The organism is Streptomyces albospinus, assembly GCF_014648695.1.
Taxonomy (GTDB): Bacteria; Actinomycetota; Actinomycetes; order Streptomycetales; family Streptomycetaceae; genus Streptomyces; species Streptomyces albospinus.
Genome location: NZ_BMRP01000032.1, coordinates 16,887 through 36,372 on the forward strand (window position 1 = coordinate 16,887; position 19,486 = coordinate 36,372).

The window sequence follows — 19,486 nt, forward strand, 5'->3', positions numbered from 1 at the left end:
TACCGCGCGTGACGGCACAAACTCAGCGTCGACCCCCGCCAACCTCTGCGCACCCTATGGCGCCGGGCCTCCCGAGGTCACCCGTTCCGGACCGACCGTTTTCAGCCACCTTGGCGCCGAAGGCCCCCCGATTGGTCAATACGGCCACACATGCGGCACACTTTTAGACTGACCAGTCAGAACAAAGGAGGGGTTGTGGACACCACCCGCCAGGGGGCGGCCGTCAACGCCAGGGGAATCGGAGTGGAGGGCCCACGGGGATGGGCCTTCAGAGGTGTCGACATCACCGCGGAACCCGGCGCGCTGATCGCGATCCAGGGCCCGTCCGGCTCCGGACGCACCTGCCTGCTGCTCGCGCTCACCGGCCGGATGCGGATCACCGAAGGCCACGCCACGGTCGCCGGACTCCCGCTGCCCAAGCGGATGGGCACGGTCCGCGGCCGTACCGCCCTCGCACACGTACCGGGCGTCGCCGACCTCGAACCGGCCCTCACCGTCGCCGAACACCTCCATGAACAGGCCCTGTTGGGCCCCCGTCTCCAGGGCTCACCGGCCGGCGCGCTCCCCTGGGGCCGCCGCCACAAGGAAGCCACCCGGGCCCGGATCGACGCCGCACTGGCGGCTGCCCGGCTCGACCCCGACACCCTGCCCAAGGGTCTCGGGACCTGCGTACGCGACCTCGAACGGCTCGAAGCGCTGCGGCTGTCCATCGCACTCGCGGTCATGCACCGGCCGCGGCTGCTGGCCGTCGACGACGTCGACCTCAAGCTGTCTCCCGAAGAGCGCGCCCTGGCCTGGCAGTCGCTCCGGGACGTCGCGCTGGAGGGCACCACCGTGGTGGCCGCCGGCAGCGACGCCCCCGCGGACGCACTGATCGTCTCCACCGCCCCGGCCACCACCACACCCGACACCCACAAGGAGGAAGCGGCGCATGCGTTCGCCGAGACTGGCCGCGCTTGAGCTCCGGCGGTTCGGCAGGGGGAAGCTCCCCCGGCTGGGCCTGGTCGCCCTGATGCTCATCCCGCTGCTGTACGGAGCGCTCTACCTCTGCTCCTTCTGGGACCCGTACAGCCGCCTGGACAAGATCCCGGTGGCGCTGGTCAACGAGGACCAGGGCGCCACCGCCGACGGCAAGAAGCTGACCGCCGGCGCCGATCTGGCCAGGAACGTCAAGGACAGCAAGACCTTCGACTGGAAGGAGGTCAGCGCCAAGGACGCCGCCAAGGGCCTGGAGGAGGGCAAGTACTACCTCTCGCTGACCGTCCCGGAGAACTTCAGCCGGCGGATCGCCTCCAGCGCCGGTGACGACCCGCAGACCGGCGCCCTCCAGGTCCGCACCAACGACGCCAACAACTACATCGTCGGCTCGATCTCCAAGACGGTGTTCTCGGAGATCCGCGCCAAGACCTCGGCGAAGTCCTCCCGGGCCTTCCTCGACAAGATCTTCGTGTCGTTCTCGGACCTGCACGACCAGACCGCCAAGGCCGCCGACGGCGCCGGCAAGGTCGACGACGGCCTCGGCACCGCCAAGGAGAAGACCGGCGAACTGGCCGACGGGCTGGGCAAGTTGAACCAGGGCGCGGGGGATCTGAGCAAGGGGGCCGGGGACGTCAGCACGGGCGCGGCCCAGGCCGCCTCGAAAGCCCGGCAGCTCAGCCAGGGCGCCGGCCGGGTCGCGGACGGCACCCAGCAGCTCGCCGAGAAGGTGCAGGGCATCGCCCGGAAGGACCTTCCCTTCCTGCGGGAGCACGGCAAGGAGATCGGCGAGAAGGCACAGATCGTCGCCGACCTCAGCCAGAAGCTCGACGACGACCTGAGCAAGCTCCCGGGCGACTCCGCGAAGGCCGCCCAGCAGGCCCGCAAGAACGCCGACAACGCCTCGGACCTGTACCAGCAGCGCTGCGGCGGGCTCGTCTCCACCGACCTCGACTGCGCCAAGCTGAAGGGGATCGCGGACGGTACCGCCATCGCCGCCGACGCGGCGGAGAAGGTCAACGACACCATCGCGCACACGGACTTCGGCCAGTGGCACACCAAGCTGCGCGAGCTGCACCAGGGCGCCGTGATGGTCGCCCAGCAGGCCCCGGGCATCGCCGAGCGGGCGGACACCGCCATCGGCCAGATCAACGCGCTCAACGCCGGTGCCCACAAGGTCTCCCAGGGCGCCGGGCAGTTCGCCGACGGCATCGGCGCGCTCTCCGACGGCGCGGGCAAGGTCGCCGACGGCGCCGGCCAGCTCCACAACGGCCTCGGCACCGCCCACGACGGCGCCGAGAAGCTCAGCGGCGGTCTCTACAAGCTCAAGGACGGCGCCAACCAGCTGGCCACCGGCCTGCACGACGGCGTCGCCAAGATTCCCGACTACGACAAGAAGGACCGCGACACCCGCACCGGCGTGATGTCCGACCCGGTGGCACTCGCCGCCAAGTCGATGCACAAGGCGCCCAACTACGGCACCGGACTGGCCCCGTACTTCATCCCGCTCTCCCTCTGGGTCGGCGCGATGGTCGCGTACATGCTGCTCCAGCCGCTGGGCAAGCGGGCACTGGCCGCGGGCGCGCCCGGCTGGCGGATCGCCCTCGGCTCGTGGCTGCCGGCCTTCGCCATCGGCGTCATCCAGGTGCTGGCCCTGATGGCCGTACTGCACTGGGCCCTCGGCCTGGAGATGGCCCGCGCGGGCGCCACCATCGGCTTCCTGCTGCTGGCCACCGCCTGCTTCACCGCCGTCATCCAGCTGCTGAGCGCCTTCTTCGGACCGGCCGGCCGGGTGCTGACGCTGGTCATCCTGATGCTCCAGCTGACCTCGGCGGGCGGCACCTACCCGGTGCAGACCAGCCCCGGCTTCTTCTCGGCCATCCACCCGTTCCTGCCGATGAGTTACGTCGTCGACGGCCTGCGCCGGCTGATCACCGGCGGCGACCTGGCCATCGTCTGGCAGGGCAGCGCGGTGCTCGCCGCGTTCACGCTGGGCGCGCTGGCCCTCACCTCCCTCGCGGCCCGCAGCCGGCAGGTCGTACGGATGAAGGACCTGCACCCGGAGCTCAGCCTGTGAGCACCCGCTCCGGCAACGGGGGCGGCGCCGGCGACGGCGCCGCCCCCCGCCGCACCTCGACCCGGCGCCGGCTCTTCGAGGCCGCCGTCACGCTCATCGCCGAACAGGGCTTCTCCGCCACCACGGTGGACGAGATCGCCGAACGGGCCGGTGTCGCCAAGGGCACCGTCTACTACAACTTCACCAGCAAGAACGTCCTCTACGAGGAACTCCTCCGGGACGGCATCGACCTCCTCGCGGCCTCCCTGCGGACCGCAGCCGACGAGGTCACCTCCCGGGGCGGCACCCGGATCGACGCCCTGGACGCGATGATCCGCGCCGGCCTGGACTTCATCGCCGGCGCCCCCGCCCTCACCCAGCTCTACGTCGCCGAACTGTGGCGCACCAACCGCACCTGGCGCGCGACCCTGACGTCCGTACGGGGCCGCGCCCTGACCGTCGTCGAATCGGTCCTGCACGACGCCGTACGGGTCGGCGAGCTCAGCGACGAACTCGACGTCCCGCTCACCGCCTCCGCGCTGCTCGGCATGGTGCTGGTCGCGGCCCTGGACTGGCAGTCCTTCCAGCCGGAGCGCTCGGTGGAGGAGGTCCACGCGGCGCTCTCCCAGCTGGTGCAGGGGAGGGTGGGGACGGCCGCCGCCTAGGGCACATGGGAAGCACCCGGGCAGGTACCCAGGGGAAGTCCCCGCGGGTGCCCGGGCGTTCGCCGCCCCGAGCGCGCCGGACCTTCCACGCACCTGGCTGACGTACCGTCAACCAGCTGCGTGGCGGCGAACATCCGCAGCCGGGCCGGGAGGACGACGGCCGGGAGGACGACGGCCGAGGGGCCGGGAGCGACCAAGGCCGCCGCCAGGTCCGCGGTGAGGCGCTCCTGGGCCGTACGGACCGCGGGGACGCCGAACGACTCGGCCGGCGCGACGACGTCCGGGCGGGTCGGCTCGGTGGCGGCGGCCGTGGTCTCCCCGAACGCGTCGGTCATGTACGCGCGGAGGATGCCGTACCCGCCGTCGTCCACGATGAGCCAGGTCACCGGCAGGTCGTACTGGCTGTTCCTGCCCGGGAGTTGGGACCGTACGGCGACTTCCCTGGGCATCCACCGCAACACCGTCCGCCGGCGCATCACCCGTATCGGCACCCTCGTCGACACCGACCTGGACGACCCGGACGTCCGTATGGAACTCTGGTTCGCCCTCCGGTCGCTGGACCGCGACCCACCACCGGCGTGAGCGTCGCGCCCCGATACGAGCGCCCCCGGCAACAGGAGGTGCCCCCACCAGGAATCGCGCCGCACCACCACCCTCGCAACCGCGTCCACGTACGTGTCCACGCCCACGTACGTGTCCACGCCCACGTACGTGTCCGCACCCCGCCCCCTCGACGCATCAACGACAAACCGCATATCCACGGCAAGCGGGGCGCATGTCGGCAGCAAACGGCACATCCACCATAAGCAGCGCATCCGAGGCAAACAATGCGCCCTGGACTCAAGGTCCATGAAGCCCGGGTGCCGACTGCGGCAGCGAACCGCCCACGCCTCCGCAACGTCAGTTAAGTTGACCTGGATCCATAAGAACCGGACGTCAGGTTTGATCGCGGATCGGGTCGGCTCGCCGTACCCCCGGCCCCGACACGATCTTGACTCCGGTTTGACCACACGTCATGACAGCCGACAAGACCGAGCAACAGGGGAGGGACCTCCATGACGGACTCCGCATCCGGCGGCCCCGGCGGCGCCACGGGCGACACCACCGGGGCGAGCCCGCAGGCGAACACCGGAGGCCCCGGGGCGAACCCGCAGGGAACCACGGGGGGCGCCGCCACGGGCAACCCGGGGGGTGCCACCACGGGCAACACGGCGGGCAATGCGGCTGACAATCCGACGGGCAATGCGGCTGGCAATGCAGCTGGCGATCCGGCGGAGGCCGCACCCGCCCAGCCGCCGCTCCCGCCGCCCTTCCCGCCCAGCACCGCACCGGGTCAGCAGCCCGCCGGCGGCCCCGCGCCCCAGGTGATCCCGACCTCCGCCGAACACGCCCGGGACATCGGCCGCGCGTACTTCCCGCCGGTCGGCTCCCCGGACGGCCCGGTCTCGCTCCTGGTCCACGAATTCGACGAGGGCTACCTCGTCCAGGCCGGCTGGCCGGCCCCCGAGGACCCGACCGCCCTGCCCTCCAGTCCGGGCGGCGCCAACATCGTCATCGCCAAGAGCGACGGCGAAGTGACCTACGTGCCGAACTTCCCGCCGGAAACGGCCATCGCGCTCTACCGCCGAACCCGCCGCCAGGGGACGTCGTGACCGATCGGACCGATCGGACCGATCAGGTCGCGATGCGTCCGCGGACGATGATCCGGCTCGCATCGGTGACAGCCCTGTGACAGCAGGCGTCTTGATGAGTTGTCGGTACGCGCGACTAAACTTTGTTGAACGCTGTGCAGTATGCGACGAGAGCCCTGAACGGGGGAAGCAATGGCCGGAGATGGACTGCAAGCAGACGTACCGTCGCTGAAGTCCGGGGGCAGCGCCTTCACCAACGTCGGGGAGCGCTACCAGTCCGCGGTCGAGAAGCTGCAGAACGGGCTGACCGACCTGGAGGGCAATGGCACCCCGCCCTGGGGCGACGACAACATCGGCCAGAAGTTCGGTGTCGTCTACGAAGGCCTGCGTGACGGTATGTACGAGTCGATGGGGCATCTCGCCGCCAAGCTCCAGGAAATCGGCGGCGCGCTGACCACCATGGCCAACAACCACGAGAGCAACGAGGACTTCAACCACTCCTTGATGCAGCAGCACGTCGCCAACGCCGAGGCCGAGAGCGAGATGATCAGCAAGGTCAAGGCGCCCAACGTCTCAGCCTGATCACCACGCGGCAGGCGCCTGCCCGCCCGCCGCCTCAAGGGGCCGGCCTCCCGGCCCCTGAACCCGGAGTCCGCACCCGCGGGCTCCCCCACCCCTCCCCATCTCCGCCGCTTTCCCGCCTTCTCCGCCTACGTCTCCGTCTCCGTCTCCGTCTCCGTCTTCTCCATCGTCGCTTCGCTGTCCTACGGGGGATTACCGCTATGTCACTCATGCTGCCGGGCTGGCTGGAGTGGGTCCTTCAGATGCTCGGCTACGACTGGCCGACGGGCGACGAGGACAAGATGAACGAGTCCGCCAGCCACTGGCGGGAGTTCGCGAACGCCGTCGAACAGCTCCAGTCCGAGGGCGCCACCGCCGCCGGCAACGTCCTGTCGGCGAACAAGGGCGACAGCATCGACGGCTTCCAGAAGAACTGGGAGAAGTTCTCCGCCAACGGCGGCAACGGGTACATGAACGACGCCCGTGAGGCCGCCGAGCTCATCGCCTTCGCGATGGACGCGGGATCCGTGGTGATCGTCGGCATGAAAGTCGCGGTGATCGCCCAGTTGGCGATCCTCGCAGCGGAGATCATCGCGGCCCAGGCGGCGGCCCCGTTCACACTCGGGCTATCCGAGATAGGGGCGGCGGGCGCTACACAAGCAACCCGCCTCATCGTGCGCCGCATCCTCAAGGAGGCGGCCAAGTCGCTCGTCGACGCGGCCTTGAACACCGCCAAGCAGCCCGCCATGGACGCGCTGCAAAAGATGATCTCCGACGCCATCACCCAGGGCGTCAACATGGAGTTCGGGGCCCAGAGCGGCTTCGACGTCAACCGCAGCCTCAAGGCCGGCGCCAAGGCTGCCGAGGACTCGCTCAAGAACACCGGCCAGAACTTCGCCACGAACTTCCGCGACTCCCTGGGCGGCAAGGCAGGCCACCACGCCAAGGGCGGGCTGGACCGTGCGGCCGGCCATGGCGGTGAGCACGGCGGCGGCGAACACGGCAGCGAGCACGGAAGCGAGGGCGGCAGCTCCGGCGAACACGGCGGTTCCGGAAGCGGCTCCGGCGAACACGGTGGGTCGGGGAGCGGCTCCGGCGAGCACGGTGGGTCGGGGAGCGGCTCCGGCGAGCACGGCGGTTCGGGGAGCGGCTCCGGCGAACACGGCGGTTCGGGTTCCGGCTCCGGATCGGGTTCCGGCGAGCACAGTGGGTCGGGCTCCGGCTCCGGCTCGGGCAGCGGCTCCGAGGGACACTCCGGCAGCGGTTCGGGGTCAGGTTCCGGTTCGGGATCGGGTTCCGGATCGGGTTCCGGATCGGGCGGTTCCTCCCACACCCCGCGCCCCGGCGAGAACAGCGGCAGCAGCCCGTCCACCACCCCCGAGCACACCAACTCGGGCTCCGGCACGAGCCACCCCACCCCGACCGCTCAGCCCCTCCCGCCCCCGGAGCACCGCTCTCCCTTCGACGAGGGCTACCAGGGCGGCCACAACAACCCTTACGGGGACACTCACACCCCGGAGTCGGGGCCGTCGCCCGAATCGAGCCACGCCCCGAACTCCCCGCACCCGGATTCGATCAGCACTCAGCCGACCCCCGAGCACACTCCCAACTCTGTCAGCACGCACCCCACGCCGGAGTCGGCTCCGGCCGAGCCCGTCAGCACGCACCCCACCCAGGGGCACACGCCGGACCCGGTCAGCACCCAGCCCACCCCGGAGCACGCCGCTCCGCCCACCCCGGAGCACGCCGCTCCGCCCACCCCGGAGCACGCCGCTCCGCCCGCCCCGGAGCATGCCGCCCCGCCGTCCAACTCCCCCTCCTCCGAGGGCACTTCACACAGCGAGCAGGCATCCGCCCCGCAGCCGTCGCCGTCGCCGTCCCATGACTCCGGCGCCGGCAACCCGCCTTCCAACACCGACCACTCCAGTTATGGCAGCGGCGGGGGCGACGGTTCCAGCGGGGGCGCGCGTCCCGCCACGCCGCAGGTGAGCATGCCCACCCAGGGCGCCCCCGTGCAGCACTCCTCGGGCCAGCCGTTCCAGCCGCGTGACTCCTCTTCGGGCGGCCCGGTCCACCACGACGGCGACGCGAACGACACCACCGTTCGCACCCAGTCCGCCGACACCATGACCGCGCCCCAGCCCACCCAGCACACCGCGGACACCGCCCCCAACTCCCCCACCCCGCAGCAGAGTCCGCAGCAGGGCGGCCCCCAGGGCGGCACCCCGATGACGGGCATGCCCACCACCATGCCGACCCACGGCGCACCCACCACCTCGGCCCCGAGCACGCCGACCACCAGCGCGCCCTCGACCAGCGCGCCGCGCCCGACCAGTGACACCCCCTCGCAGCCCCACCGCCGCCCGGACGCCGCCTCGCCCACCCGCGACGTCCCCCAGCAGCGCGCCCAGGACCGCCAGCCGTCCACGCCGCGCCCCACCACCGCACCCACCAACCCGGGCCCCACCCGCCGGCCCGAAACCCCCGCCCCCAGCCAGTCCACGCAGCCCACCCGGCCTCAGCCGAGCCAGCAGCCCCGGTCCCCCCAACACCCGGACCAGACCCAGCCGGTCCACCCGAACACCACCCGCCCCGAGCAGACCCAGCCCGTACGGCCGGAGAACACGCGCCCCGAACAGACCCAGCCCGTACGGCCGGAGAACACGCGCCCCGAACAGACCCAGCCCGTACGGCCCGAGAACACGCGCCCCGAACAGACCCAGCCCGTACGGCCCGAGAACACGCGCCCCGAACAGACCCAGCCCGTACGGCCCGAGAACACGCGCCCCGAGCAGACCCAGCCCGTACGCCCCGAGCAGCAGGGCCCGCACAACCAGCGTCCGGAGACCAACCAGCCGCACCCGGACACCGCTCCCACTCAGCCGCGCCCCGAGAACACCCGACCGGACATTCCCCGCCCCGAGAACGCCCAGCCGCGCCCCGAGAACACCCAGCCGCGCCCGGAAACCGCCCACCCGGACGCCCAGCACCCCAACACCCCGCGTCCGGAGAACACCCGCCCGGACATGCCGCGTCCGGACACGCCGCGCCCCGAGAACGCGCACCCCGAGACCCCCCGGCCGGACACCACCCACCCCCAGAACGCCCGGCCGGACACGACGCACCCGGACAACGCGCGCCCGAACACCCCGCGCCCCGACACCACGCACCCGGACACTCCGCGTCCCCGCCCGGACGCCACGCATCCGGACGACCCGCGCAACCACCCGCAGAACGGGCGCCCCGACCCACGTCAGCCGCACCCTGACCAGGCCCAGCCCCGCCCGGACGCGCCGCGCCCCGAGAACACCCGGCCGAACGTTCCCCGCCCGGAGAACACCCGCCCGGACGCCCAGCACCCCAACACCCCGCGCCCGGAGAACACCCGCCCGGACACGCGTCGCCCCGACGCGACCCGTCCGGAGACGCCGCGCCCCCGCCCGGAAGCTCAGCAGCCGCGCCCGCAGGAGCAGCGTCCGCACGACCCCAACCAGCAACACCCGCAGCAGCAGCCGCACCCCAACCAGAACCAGCCCCAGCCCCACCACCCGGACCCGCGCCAGCAGCAGCCGCAGCCGCAGCACCAGCCGACGCCGCAGCAGCCGCACCACCCGGACCCCCGTCAGCAGCCCACGCCCCAGAGTCAGCACCAGCAGCCGACGAACCAACAGCACAACCCCCAGCACAACCCTCAGCAGCACCCCCAGAACCAGCAACACCCCCAGAACCAGCAGCAGCACCCGCAAAACCAGCAGCCCCAGCACCAGAACCCGAACCAGCAGCACGCCCAGAACCAGCAACAGCACCACAACCAGCAGCAGCCCCAGGACCACCAGCAGCCGGAGCACCAACAGCAGCACCACGAGCAGCAGCCCAACCACCCCCCGCGGCCGAACCTCCACGACATCCGGGCGAGCCTCAACCACCAGCCCAACGGCCTGTATTCGCCGTTCCCGCACGACCAGCAGGCGCTGGAGCACCACTTCCCGCGCAACCCGGACGGCACCCCGCAGGTCCACGCCGACCCGTTCCAGCCCTGGGCCCGCTACCAGAACGACGGCGGTCCGGCCGTCCCCGGCCGCTCCAACAACTGCGCCGACTGCACCCGCTCGTTCATCGAGTCCTGGTACGGCAACCCCCAGGTCTCCGCGGTCCGTACGTACGACAACGACGGGCACGGCGGCCTGGACCGCGTCAGCGGTGAGCGTGAAGGCACCAACAACATCCAGAAGTGGGCCGGCACCGAATTCCGGCACTCCGGCCAGAATTCGCACGAGGCGTACCAGAACATCGCCCACGAACTCCAGCAGTCCGGGCACGGTTCCGCGTCGGCCGTCCTCGTCACCTGGCCGAAGAACCCCGACGGCAGCGGCGGCGGTGCGCACGTCTTCAACGCGGTCAACCACAACGGCCGCGTCGTATGGGTGGACAGCCAGACCGGCGAGATCAGCCACCAGCCCATCCACACCAACGCCGAGGGCGTCTGGCACCTGACCCTCGACGGCAACCGCAACCCGTACGACCCCACGGCCCACCAGAACCAGCAGCCGAACCAGGCCCAGCACCAGGCCCAGGCCCAACACCAGCAGCAGGCCCAGGCCCAGAGCCCCCAGCAGAACCAGCACCAGAACCCTCAGCAGAACCAACCCCAGCACCAGACCCAGCAGCCCCAGCCCCAGCCCCAGCCCCAGCCCCAGCCCCAGCCCCAGCCCCAAAACCAGCAGCAGCACCAGCCGCAGCAGCAACCCCAGACCCACCAGCCTCAGCAACAGCCGCAGCACGACCCGAACCAGCAGCACCCCCAGAACAACCAGCAGCACCAGCCGCAGCAGCAGACACCGCAGCCGCAGCAGCACCAGCCGCAGAACGGTCAGCCGCAGCCTCAGCACGGGCAGCCCCAGCAGCCGCACCCCGACCAGAGCCAGCACCAGGCCCAGCCCCAGAACCACCAGCAGACACCGCAGCCGCAGCACCAGCAGCAGCACCAGGGCCAGGGTCAGACCCAGCAGCCCCAGCACGGCCAGCCGCAGCAGCAGCACAACCCCTACCAACAGCACCAGGCCCAGCCGCAACACCCCCAGAACCCGTACCAGCAACACCAGCCGCAGAACCCGTACCAGCAACACCAGCAACACCAGCCGCAGAACCCCTACCAGCAGCACCAGGGCCAGCAACCTCACAACCCGTACCAGCAGCCGCACCAGGGCCAGCCGCAGCACCCGCAGCAGCAACCCCACGTGCCGCAACAGCAACACCCCCAGCAGCCGCAGGTACAGCACCCGCAGCAGCAGGCACCCGTACCGCACCAGCAGCACACCCCCAACCAGCAGCACGGTGGCGGCACCCAGCACCCGGCGGGTACGCCCGACACGCACCACACCCCCGCCGGCAAGAACGACACCCACCACACCGAAACGCCGCACGACACCCCGAACACGCACCACGACGCACCGAGCACCCACAGCGCTCACGACGGTGACGGCGCGCACAGCACTCACGACGGCAACAGCACCCACCACAGCAACGGCACTCACGAGGGCAACGGGGCACACCACCCCAAGGACCCCGCGCAGGAGCCCGCCCCGCACCACTCCGACCCGACGCACCCGGATCACCACGCCAACCCGGACCATCACACGGACTCGGAGCACCACACCACCCCGGAGCACGCGAACGCCGAGCACCACCCGAACGCGGAGCATGCACCGGCGCACGGCAACTCCGGGCATCCGCACGAGGCTCCGGTGCCCCGCAAGCCCGGTGCGCTGCCGCCGCCCGATCCGTCCGGTCCGCAGCACGCGGGGCAGAAGCACTCGCTCTCCCCGGAGCCCATGGAGATCGACGGGGAAGGGTCGCCGCACAAGCAGCCCAAGCTGGACCACCACGGCGATCACGACGAGCACATGCCGGACGCCGAGCACGACCACGACCGGCGCCCGCTGCCGGACAAGGAAGCTGCGGACGCGAAGCAGCACGGCATCGAACCGGACGCGGAGCAGCACTCCCTGCGCGAGGAGTCGCCCGTTCACCGCATCGAGCTGGACCATGTCCACGAGCAGATGCACAAGTGGGCGGAGGACGGACGGCTCTCCGGTCTCCTGGAGGAGTCGCACCGTCGTCTGGAGGCAGAGCGCAAGGCGCTCAAGGAGGGTGAGGAAGTCCCGCCGACCGCTTTCAGTCACCAGGAGTTGGAGCACCACCTCGGCGACGAATTCCGGCGGATGAACGACGGCGAGCGGATGGCCGTCGTCGCCACGCTCGCCCGCGTCAGCAGCGACTACCACGAGAGTCAGGGCGTCGGCCACAACCCCCACCACGACTCCCAGCCGTACGCCAACGCCGGCAACCGCGCCGACGGAACCCCGGACCCGGCCAAGGCGTACGACCGGTCCGTGAGTGCCGAGGCCCGCGAGGACGCCAATTCCAACTTCCCGACCAAGTACCGCCGGGACGCCGATACCCGAAAAGACATCGCGTCCCTGCACGAGCAGCTCACCGGCAGCAAGAAGGCCCGGCCGAACGCGGACGAGGTCAATGCGATCGTCGATTCCGTCGACCGGCACAAGCCCGACTTCTCCGGGAAGAATTACGCGGTGGTCGAGGTGAAGGACCACGAGGGCAAAACCACGTACATCGTGGATTCCTCCGTCCCCGCCGGTTCCCAGGCCGTGACGCCCAGGCACTCCGAAAAGCACCTGCTGGACTGGGTGGACCGGCAGAATTCGCTACAGCCCGACGGGAAGAAGTACACGGTCGCCAGCCTGTACACGGAACGCGAGCCCTGCGGTACGGGACAGGGGCATGCGCACTGCTCCAGGCTGCTCGAAGGCCACGAAGCGATGCACGGCAAGCCGGTGTACTACAGCACGACGTACCGCACCGACCCGGCCGGTGTGGAGGCCCGTAAGCAGGAGCGCGAGAAGCTGCATCAGCAGTACGCCGCCGAGATCGACAAGGCGAAGCAGATTCCTGACGAAAAGCAACGCCGCGAGGCGCTGAAGTCGATCAGCAAGACGATCAACACCCAGGTGGGCAAGGTAAGGTCGCAGCCGGAGAAGAAGATGGAAGCCGAGATGGACAGGCATCTGTCGGCCGTGGGCGCGATCTGGGCCAAGTCGATGCTGCACATCGTTCAGCCGCAAGCGAGTGACGCGTGACCGAACCATCCCCCGACCACCCCCGCCACACCACCGAACAGGCCGTCGCCCGCATCCTCGACTGGTGGGAGCACGGCCGCGACGACGCGGGCCGGGTGCAGCTCGCCGTGGAGCGGGACGGCCCGGCGGTCGACGCCGTGGTGCGGCAGGTGCACCACGGCGTTCCGGGCAGCGTGCTGCTCGACGCCACCGGCAGGACGGCGGAGGAGCTGCTCCAGGAGCTGCTGGAGGGCATCGGTGTCCCGGAGTCCGCCCGCTCTCCGTGGGATTGGGACGAAGCCGTCGAAGACCTGGACGAGGACCACCTGGTCCTGATCGGCCACGCCCGGTCCGCCGGTCCCACCCGCCGTTCCGCCCAGCCCGAGCAGCTGGTGAGTCAGCTGGCCGCACGGCTGGGCATCACCGACGGCCTCGGTGTGGTCCTCGCCGTGTCCGCCGACCACGTGCAGCGGACCGGAAGCGTCACCCTGCGCCTCGACGACTCGGCCGAGGCGGGCTCCGGAGCGCCCGCGCCGGCGGACTTGCCGCTCCCCGTCCAGGCCCTCGCGTTCTCGGAACCCCGGCAGGTCCCGCTCGCCGTATGGCGCGAGCTGATCATGGCGGCCACCGCCGCCGGCCTCACCGCACCCGCCCCGGTATCCGACGCCGGGCCGCCTGCCGACGACGCGGAACTCTCCTCCCTGGCCCAGCAGTTCACCGGCCACCTCCGGTGCGCGGACGGCCAGGTCGGCTTCCTCGACGAGGGGACGGCCGACGCGATCCGCCGGGCGCACGGCCCGGAGCTCCAGGCAGCCGTCGGCCGCCACATGGTCGCCTGGCTGCGGGAGCGCGCGGCCGACTTCCGCCACCCGGACGGCTGGGCCGCCTCGGGCGGCATCGGCCGCTACGCCGCCGAGGGCATCGCCATGCACGCGGTCCAGGCCGGCCTCTTCGACGAACTGCTCGCCGACGGCACCGTCATCGCCCAGATCCCCCAGCGCTCCCTCCTCGACGCCGCACACTGCGCCCACAACGGCTCGCTCCCCGGCAACAACGCCGCCGCCGACGCCGTCCATCTCCAGATGTACGGCCTCGCCCGCACCGACCAGCCCACCTGGGCGGCCTGGCTCCACCTCATGGCCACCGCCCGCAGGGACACCGCTTTCGCCGGCGCCATCGAGCGCTCAGGCATCCGACTCCCGTGGCAGACCCTCTGGACCCACTGGCGCCCCCCGGGCGGCTACCACCACACCTACCTCCGCCCGGGCTCGATCGGCAATCTGTTCTCCGTACGGTGGCAGGGCCGCCCCGCCGTGCTCTCCGACGGCGGACGCAGCAACGGCATCCGCGTATGGGACCCGGCCTCGGGCGAACTCCTCGCCGGCCCCTGGGCATCGGGCGAGGGCTTCCCCGCCGAGGCCCGGCCCGCCCTCACCTGGGCCACCGGCGGTCACGACACCCCCGGGCCGACCGCACTCCGCGAACTCCGTGGCGCCGCACCTGCCGCGGACGACTGGGAAGGCGCCCTTGAGGAGCTCCTCTTCGTCTCCCTGACCGCCGACGCCCTCGACCCCACCATCGTCGTGGCCGGCGCCGGCGGCCTCTTCGCCGTACGGCCACAGCCGGGTGCGGATGCCGCCGGACTCCGCCGCCCCGACGCGACTCCCCTCCTCGGCGCCACCACGGCCGCCGGCCCGGCCACGCCCGCCGACGCCCCCGACCCCTCGCCGCAGGACCTTGCCGATCTCCACGGCGCCGAGGCGTGGGTCGCCACAGCCCCCGGAAACCTCCCCGAGGGCCTCACCGACCCGACCGCCCGCCGCATCCTCACCGGGACCGGACTCCCCGACATCACCGAACGGGGACTGCGCCTCGAACCGTCCTACGAGCGCTTCCTGTGGGAAATCCCCTGGCCGGAAGAGCACCCGCAACAGCCGGACGAGACAGGCCCGTTCTTCCAGATCGGCCTCTGGATGGGCGGCGAAATCCTCGTCGACGGACCGACCGGCCGCATCCTGCGCCGCCCGGGCGGCATCGACGATCCCACCGCGGAGGGCGGCGTCCTGGTCGCCACGGACCTGGACAACTTCCTCACCATGGCCGCCCTCTGGCTCACCGGCCGCCGCATCCTCGCCGACATCGACAACAGCGACGAGTCCCACCTCCTGCGCCAGCACATCGAAGACGCCCTGTGGACCGTGGACTGGGACGGTGCCGGCGCCGGCGCCTGGACGTACCCGCTGCACAACGAGTGACCGCGGCAGCCCCGAACGACAAAACCGCCGGCCGGCCCTTGCTGGGCCCACCGGCGGTTCCGGGCTGTCTGCGGCCCGTCAGCCCCGTGCGTCCGCGATCTGCCGCGACATGATCGTGGTCAGCTCGTACGCGGTGTGCGAGGCGGCGACGGCGGTGATCTCGGCGTGGTCGTAGGCGGGGGCGACCTCGACGACGTCGGCGGAGACGAGGTTGCAGGACGCCAGTCCGCGCAAGATCTCCAGGAGTTCGCGGGAGGTCATGCCGCCCGCCTCCGGCGTGCCGGTGCCCGGGGCGTGGGCCGGGTCGAGGCAGTCGATGTCGATGGAGATGTACAGGGGACGGTCGCCGATGCGCTGGCGGAGCTGGTCGGCGACCTCGTCGGCGCCACGGCGGTAGATGTCCGCCGAGGTGACGATGCCGAAGCCCATCTTCTCGTCGTCGGTGAGGTCCTTCTTGCCGTAGAGCGGACCGCGGGTGCCGACGTGGGAGAGCGCGGAGGTGTCGAGGATGCCCTCCTCGACGGCCCGGCGGAACGGGGTGCCGTGGGTGTACTCGGCGCCGAAGTAGGTGTCCCAGGTGTCCAGGTGCGCGTCGAAGTGGAGCAGGGCGACCGGGCCGTGCTTCTTGGCGACGGAGCGGAGGAGGGGCAGGGCGATGGTGTGGTCGCCGCCGAGGGTCATCATGCGGGCGCCGGTGCCGAGGATGTCGTCGGCGGCGGCCTCGACCGTCTCGACGGCCTCGTTGATGTTGAACGGGTTGGCGGCGATGTCGCCGGCGTCCGCGACCTGGGCGAGCGCGAAGGGGGACGCGTCCTGCGCCGGGTTGTACGGGCGCAGCAGGCGCGACGCCTCGCGGATGGCGTTGCCGCCGAAGCGGGCGCCGGGGCGGTAGGAGACGCCGGAGTCGAAGGGGACACCGACGACGGCGACGTCGGCCCGCCCGCCGACCTCGTCGAGGCGGGGCAGCCGGGCGAAGGTCGCCGGCCCGGCGTAGCGCGGGATGCGGGAGGAGTCGACGGGGCCCACGGGCTCGTGCGATGCGGTGGTCATGAGGGTGAGGGTAGGGTCGGCCGGCTTCCGGGCACATGGACATTTGCGCCGCGCCGGCAGGTGCCGTTCGACGTTCCGTCCAAGCGGTGCGGGCCCGTGACCACTCTGCGGAAGCCCCCGCCGCCGGAGAGTCGTCCGGGCACAATGGCGCTATGCCGATAGCCGCTACGGCCCCCTCGCGTGCCGCACTCATCGACCAGCTCGTCCGGACCCGGATCGCGGGGGACGTCGCCACCCCCCGCGAGAACAACCTCCTCCACTACCGCCGGCTCGCGAACGGCGACCGCCACTACTGGTTCGGCCTGGAGCTGGGCGAGCGGTGGACGGACGAGCAGGACGTACTGGCCGTGATGGCGGAGCGCTGCGGCGTCGGCGACGATCCGCACCACCGGCAGGGCCAGGACACCATCGACCCCCAGCTCACGGTGGACGCGCTGGACCGCGCCGCCGTGGTGCTGCGCAAGGCAGCCGCGGACCGCCAGCGGGTGCTGTTCGCCACCGGCCACCCCGGCGGCCTGCTGGACGTGCACCGAGCCACCGCCCAGGCGCTGCGCGAACGGGACTGCGAGATCGTGGTCGTCCCGGACGGGCTCCAGGCCGATGACGGCATGGTCTTCCAGTTCGGCGACGTGGCGATGCTGGAGCGCGGTGCGACGCTGTGGCACACCCACTCCCCCGCGCCGATGGCCGCCGTCCTGGAGGGCCTGGAGCGGGCCGGCCGTCCGCTGCCGGACCTGGTCATGGCCGACCACGGCTGGGCCGGCTGCGCGGGGCAGCGCGGGATCCCCACGATCGGCTTCGCCGACTGCAACGACCCGGCGCTCTTCCTCGCCGAGGCGGAGGGCACGCTCCAGGTGACCGTGCCGCTGGACGACCATGTCGCGAGCCCGCGCCACTACGACCCGCTGACCGCCTATCTGCTGGACGCGGCCGACCTGCTCTGACCCCGCCGGGCCGGGGCAGCCGGTGTCAGCCGTCCCACGGCACCCGTACGACCCCCTCCTGGATCACCGACACCACCAACTGCCCGTCGGCGGTGAAGATGCGGCCCTGGCCCAGGCCCCGGCCGCCCTGGGCGGTGGGCGACTCCTGGTCGTAGAGCAGCCATTCGTCGGCGCGCAGCGGGCGGTGGAACCACATCGCGTGGTCCAGGCTCGCGCCGACCACGTCGCCGACCGCCCAGCCGCCGCGGCCGTGCGCCAGCAGGATCGAGTCCAGCAGCGTCATGTCGGAGACGTAGGTGACCAGGCAGACGTCGAGCAGCGGGCGGGGGATCTCGCCGGCGCCGTCGAGCGTGCCGTGGGTGCGGAACCAGACCTGGGAGCGCGGGTCGCGCGGCCGGCCGACGGTGGCGTAGGGCGGCTCGTCGACGTACCGCAGGTCGATCGCGGCCCGGGCCTCCAGCAGCCGCTCGGCGACGTCCGGGGTGAGGTACCGCTCGGCGTGGCGGGGCAGCACCTCGGCGGCGGTGGGCAGCCCCAGCGGATCCGGCGCGGCCGGCATCGGCTCCTGGTGCTCCAGCGCCGCCTCCTCGTACGCGTGGAAGGACGCGGTGAGGTGGAAGATCGGCTTGCCGTGCTGGACGGCGACCACCCGCCGGGTGGTGAACGACCGCCCGTCGCGGATCCGGTCGACGGTGTAGACGATGGGCGCGCCGGGGTCGCCGGGGCGCAGGAAGTAGGCGTGCAGGGAATGGGGTGGGCGGTCGGCGGGGACCGTGCGGCCGGCCGCGACCAGCGCCTGTGCGGCGACCTGGCCGCCGAAGACCCGGGGCACGACCGAGGCACGGCTCAGGCCGCGGAAGATGTCCTGCTCGATCCGCTCCAGGTCCAGCAGATCGAGCAGCGACTTCAGTGCGTCGTTCACGTGCGTGCGGCCCTTACGCCCTTCACAGGCCCATGGACTTGGCGATGATGGACTTCATGACCTCGCTGGTGCCGCCGTAGATGCGGTTGACGCGGTTGTCGGCGTAGAGGCGGGCGATCGGGTACTCGTTCATGAAGCCGTAGCCGCCGTGCAGTTGGAGGCAGCGGTCGATGACGCGGTGGGCGACCTCGGTGCAGAAGAGCTTCGCCGAGGCGGCCTCGGCCGCGGTCAGCTCGCCGGCGTCCAGGGCCTCCAGTGCGCGGTCGGCGACGGCCTCGGCGGCGTCCACCTCGGCCTGGCAGGCGGCCAGTTCGAACTTGGTGTTCTGGAAGGCCGCGACGGCCTTGCCGAAGACGGTGCGCTCCTGCACGTACTGCTGCGCGAACCGGACGGCGGCCTTGGCCTGCGCGTAGGCGCCGAAGGCGATGCCCCAGCGCTCGGAGGGCAGGTTCCGGCCGAGGTAGGAGAAGCCCTTGTTCTCCTCGCCGAGCAGGTCCTCGACGGGCACCTTGACGTCGACGAACGCCAGCTCGGCGGTGTCGGAGACCTTCAGGCCGAGCTTGTCGAGCTTGCGGCCGATCGAGTAGCCCTCGGACTTCGTGTCGACGGCGAAGAGGGAGATGCCGTGGCGGCGGTCGTCCTCGCGCGGCGCGGAGGTGCGGGCGCAGACGATGACGCGGTCGGCGTGCACGCCGCCGGTGATGAAGGTCTTGGAGCCGTTGAGGACGTAGTGGGTGCCGTCGGCGGAGAGCTTGGCGGTGGTCTTCATGCCGGCGAGGTCGGAGCCGGTGCCCGGCTCGGTCATCGCCAGGGCCCACATCTCCTCGCCGGAGACGAACTTGGGCAGGTAGCGCTTCTTCTGCTCCTCGGTGGCCAGCATCTCGATGTACGGCAGGCCGAGCAGCACATGGACGCCGGAGCCGCCGAAGGTGACGCCGGCGCGGGCCGTCTCCTCGTACATGACGGCCTCGAACTTGTGCGAGTCGATGCCGGCGCCGCCGTACTCCTCAGGGACGCGGATGCCGAATATGCCCAGCTCGGCGAGCTTGTAGTAGAAGTCGCGGGGCACCTCGCCGGCGGCGTACCAGTCGTCGTAGACGGGTACGACCTCGCCCTCGATGAAGGCGCGTACGGTCTCCCGGAACGCCTCGTGATCCTCGTTGAACACCGTCCGGCGCATGCCCTCGGCCTCCTTCACCACCATGCTCGGCTAAGCGTTTGCTCAGCGAAAGCTACCCGCCGGTCACCAAGCTGTCCAGAGGTGGAACGGGCCCGCGGCCGGCCTCGGAAG

Annotated in this window: 12 protein-coding genes and 1 pseudogene; 9 read left to right on the forward strand and 4 right to left on the reverse strand. The window is 71.5% G+C overall.

What is annotated here, in order from left to right; all coding sequences use genetic code 11:
• Window positions 1-195: 195 nt before the first annotated feature.
• Genes IEZ17_RS30750 through IEZ17_RS30760 form a run of 3 tightly spaced genes read left to right on the forward strand, consistent with a single transcriptional unit; the run spans window position 196 to window position 3,696 of the window.
• Window positions 196-960 (forward strand): ATP-binding cassette domain-containing protein, encoded by a 765-nt coding sequence (locus IEZ17_RS30750; RefSeq protein WP_229852818.1) that lies wholly within the window; start codon window positions 196-198, stop codon window positions 958-960.
• A complete protein-coding gene (locus IEZ17_RS30755; RefSeq protein ID WP_189305881.1) occupies window positions 932-3,052 on the forward strand; it encodes a YhgE/Pip domain-containing protein in 2,121 nt (706 codons plus the stop codon). The genes IEZ17_RS30750 and IEZ17_RS30755 overlap by 29 nt, the downstream gene beginning before the upstream one ends.
• Entirely contained in the window at window positions 3,049-3,696 is a 648-nt protein-coding gene (locus IEZ17_RS30760; RefSeq protein ID WP_189305883.1) for a TetR/AcrR family transcriptional regulator, read from the forward strand. Before IEZ17_RS30755 ends, IEZ17_RS30760 begins: the two co-directional genes overlap by 4 nt.
• Window positions 3,697-3,809: 113 nt before the next feature.
• On the opposite strand, the pseudogene IEZ17_RS30765 reads toward IEZ17_RS30760, so the two are convergent.
• Window positions 3,810-4,097: pseudogene (locus tag IEZ17_RS30765) on the reverse strand (thiamine pyrophosphate-dependent enzyme); the annotation flags it as partial.
• Here IEZ17_RS30765 and IEZ17_RS30770 point away from each other — a divergent pair.
• From IEZ17_RS30770 to IEZ17_RS30790, 5 genes are all read left to right on the forward strand, one after another.
• The gene (locus tag IEZ17_RS30770) at window positions 4,069-4,278 is read left to right on the forward strand and encodes a helix-turn-helix domain-containing protein (RefSeq protein WP_308427727.1); all 210 of its coding nucleotides are present in this window, start codon (window positions 4,069-4,071) and stop codon (window positions 4,276-4,278) included. The pseudogene IEZ17_RS30765 and the gene IEZ17_RS30770 sit on opposite strands and share 29 nt — an antisense overlap.
• A 473-nt stretch (window positions 4,279-4,751) precedes the next feature.
• Entirely contained in the window at window positions 4,752-5,348 is a 597-nt protein-coding gene (locus tag IEZ17_RS43125; protein WP_229852819.1) for an SUKH-4 family immunity protein, read from the forward strand.
• A 171-nt stretch (window positions 5,349-5,519) separates the two neighbouring features.
• Window positions 5,520-5,909, forward strand: a complete 390-nt coding sequence (locus IEZ17_RS30780; protein WP_189305887.1) for a hypothetical protein — start codon at window positions 5,520-5,522, stop codon at window positions 5,907-5,909.
• A 200-nt stretch (window positions 5,910-6,109) separates the two neighbouring features.
• Window positions 6,110-13,045 (forward strand): toxin glutamine deamidase domain-containing protein, encoded by a 6,936-nt coding sequence (locus tag IEZ17_RS43950; protein ID WP_189305889.1) that lies wholly within the window; start codon window positions 6,110-6,112, stop codon window positions 13,043-13,045.
• A complete protein-coding gene (locus IEZ17_RS30790) occupies window positions 13,042-15,279 on the forward strand; it encodes an SUKH-4 family immunity protein (RefSeq protein ID WP_189305891.1) in 2,238 nt (745 codons plus the stop codon). Before IEZ17_RS43950 ends, IEZ17_RS30790 begins: the two co-directional genes overlap by 4 nt.
• 78 nt (window positions 15,280-15,357) lie before the next feature.
• Here IEZ17_RS30790 and speB read toward each other — a convergent pair whose 3' ends face one another.
• Window positions 15,358-16,329 carry an agmatinase gene (speB, locus tag IEZ17_RS30795; RefSeq protein ID WP_189305893.1) on the reverse strand — a complete coding sequence of 324 codons (972 nt, stop codon included), beginning with the start codon at window positions 16,327-16,329 and terminating at the stop codon, window positions 15,358-15,360.
• 152 nt (window positions 16,330-16,481) lie between these two features.
• On the opposite strand from speB, the gene IEZ17_RS30800 reads away from it, so the two are divergent.
• Window positions 16,482-17,273, forward strand: coding sequence for a phosphatase (locus IEZ17_RS30800; protein ID WP_189305895.1), 792 nt, complete (start codon window positions 16,482-16,484; stop codon window positions 17,271-17,273).
• Between the two features lie 25 nt (window positions 17,274-17,298).
• Here IEZ17_RS30800 and IEZ17_RS30805 read toward each other — a convergent pair whose 3' ends face one another.
• Together IEZ17_RS30805 and IEZ17_RS30810 are read right to left on the reverse strand one after the other, a co-directional pair.
• Window positions 17,299-18,195, reverse strand: a complete 897-nt coding sequence (locus IEZ17_RS30805; RefSeq protein WP_189305897.1) for an acyl-CoA thioesterase — start codon at window positions 18,193-18,195, stop codon at window positions 17,299-17,301.
• A 22-nt stretch (window positions 18,196-18,217) separates the two neighbouring features.
• Window positions 18,218-19,375, reverse strand: coding sequence for an acyl-CoA dehydrogenase family protein (locus IEZ17_RS30810; protein WP_189305967.1), 1,158 nt, complete (start codon window positions 19,373-19,375; stop codon window positions 18,218-18,220).
• Window positions 19,376-19,486 lie beyond the last annotated feature (111 nt).

What these genes read in the sequence shown, in the direction of transcription:
- IEZ17_RS30770 (WP_308427727.1), top strand. Translation starts at nt 4,069, where the DNA reads ATGAGCCAGGTCACCGGCAGGTCGTACTGGCTGTTCCTGCCCGGGAGT.
- IEZ17_RS43125 (WP_229852819.1), top strand. Translation starts at nt 4,752, where the DNA reads ATGACGGACTCCGCATCCGGCGGCCCCGGCGGCGCCACGGGCGACACC.
- IEZ17_RS30755 (WP_189305881.1), top strand. Translation starts at nt 932, where the DNA reads ATGCGTTCGCCGAGACTGGCCGCGCTTGAGCTCCGGCGGTTCGGCAGG.
- speB (WP_189305893.1), bottom strand. Translation starts at nt 16,329, where the DNA reads ATGACCACCGCATCGCACGAGCCCGTGGGCCCCGTCGACTCCTCCCGC.
- IEZ17_RS30810 (WP_189305967.1), bottom strand. Translation starts at nt 19,375, where the DNA reads ATGCGCCGGACGGTGTTCAACGAGGATCACGAGGCGTTCCGGGAGACC.
- IEZ17_RS30780 (WP_189305887.1), top strand. Translation starts at nt 5,520, where the DNA reads ATGGCCGGAGATGGACTGCAAGCAGACGTACCGTCGCTGAAGTCCGGG.
- IEZ17_RS30800 (WP_189305895.1), top strand. Translation starts at nt 16,482, where the DNA reads ATGCCGATAGCCGCTACGGCCCCCTCGCGTGCCGCACTCATCGACCAG.
- IEZ17_RS43950 (WP_189305889.1), top strand. Translation starts at nt 6,110, where the DNA reads ATGTCACTCATGCTGCCGGGCTGGCTGGAGTGGGTCCTTCAGATGCTC.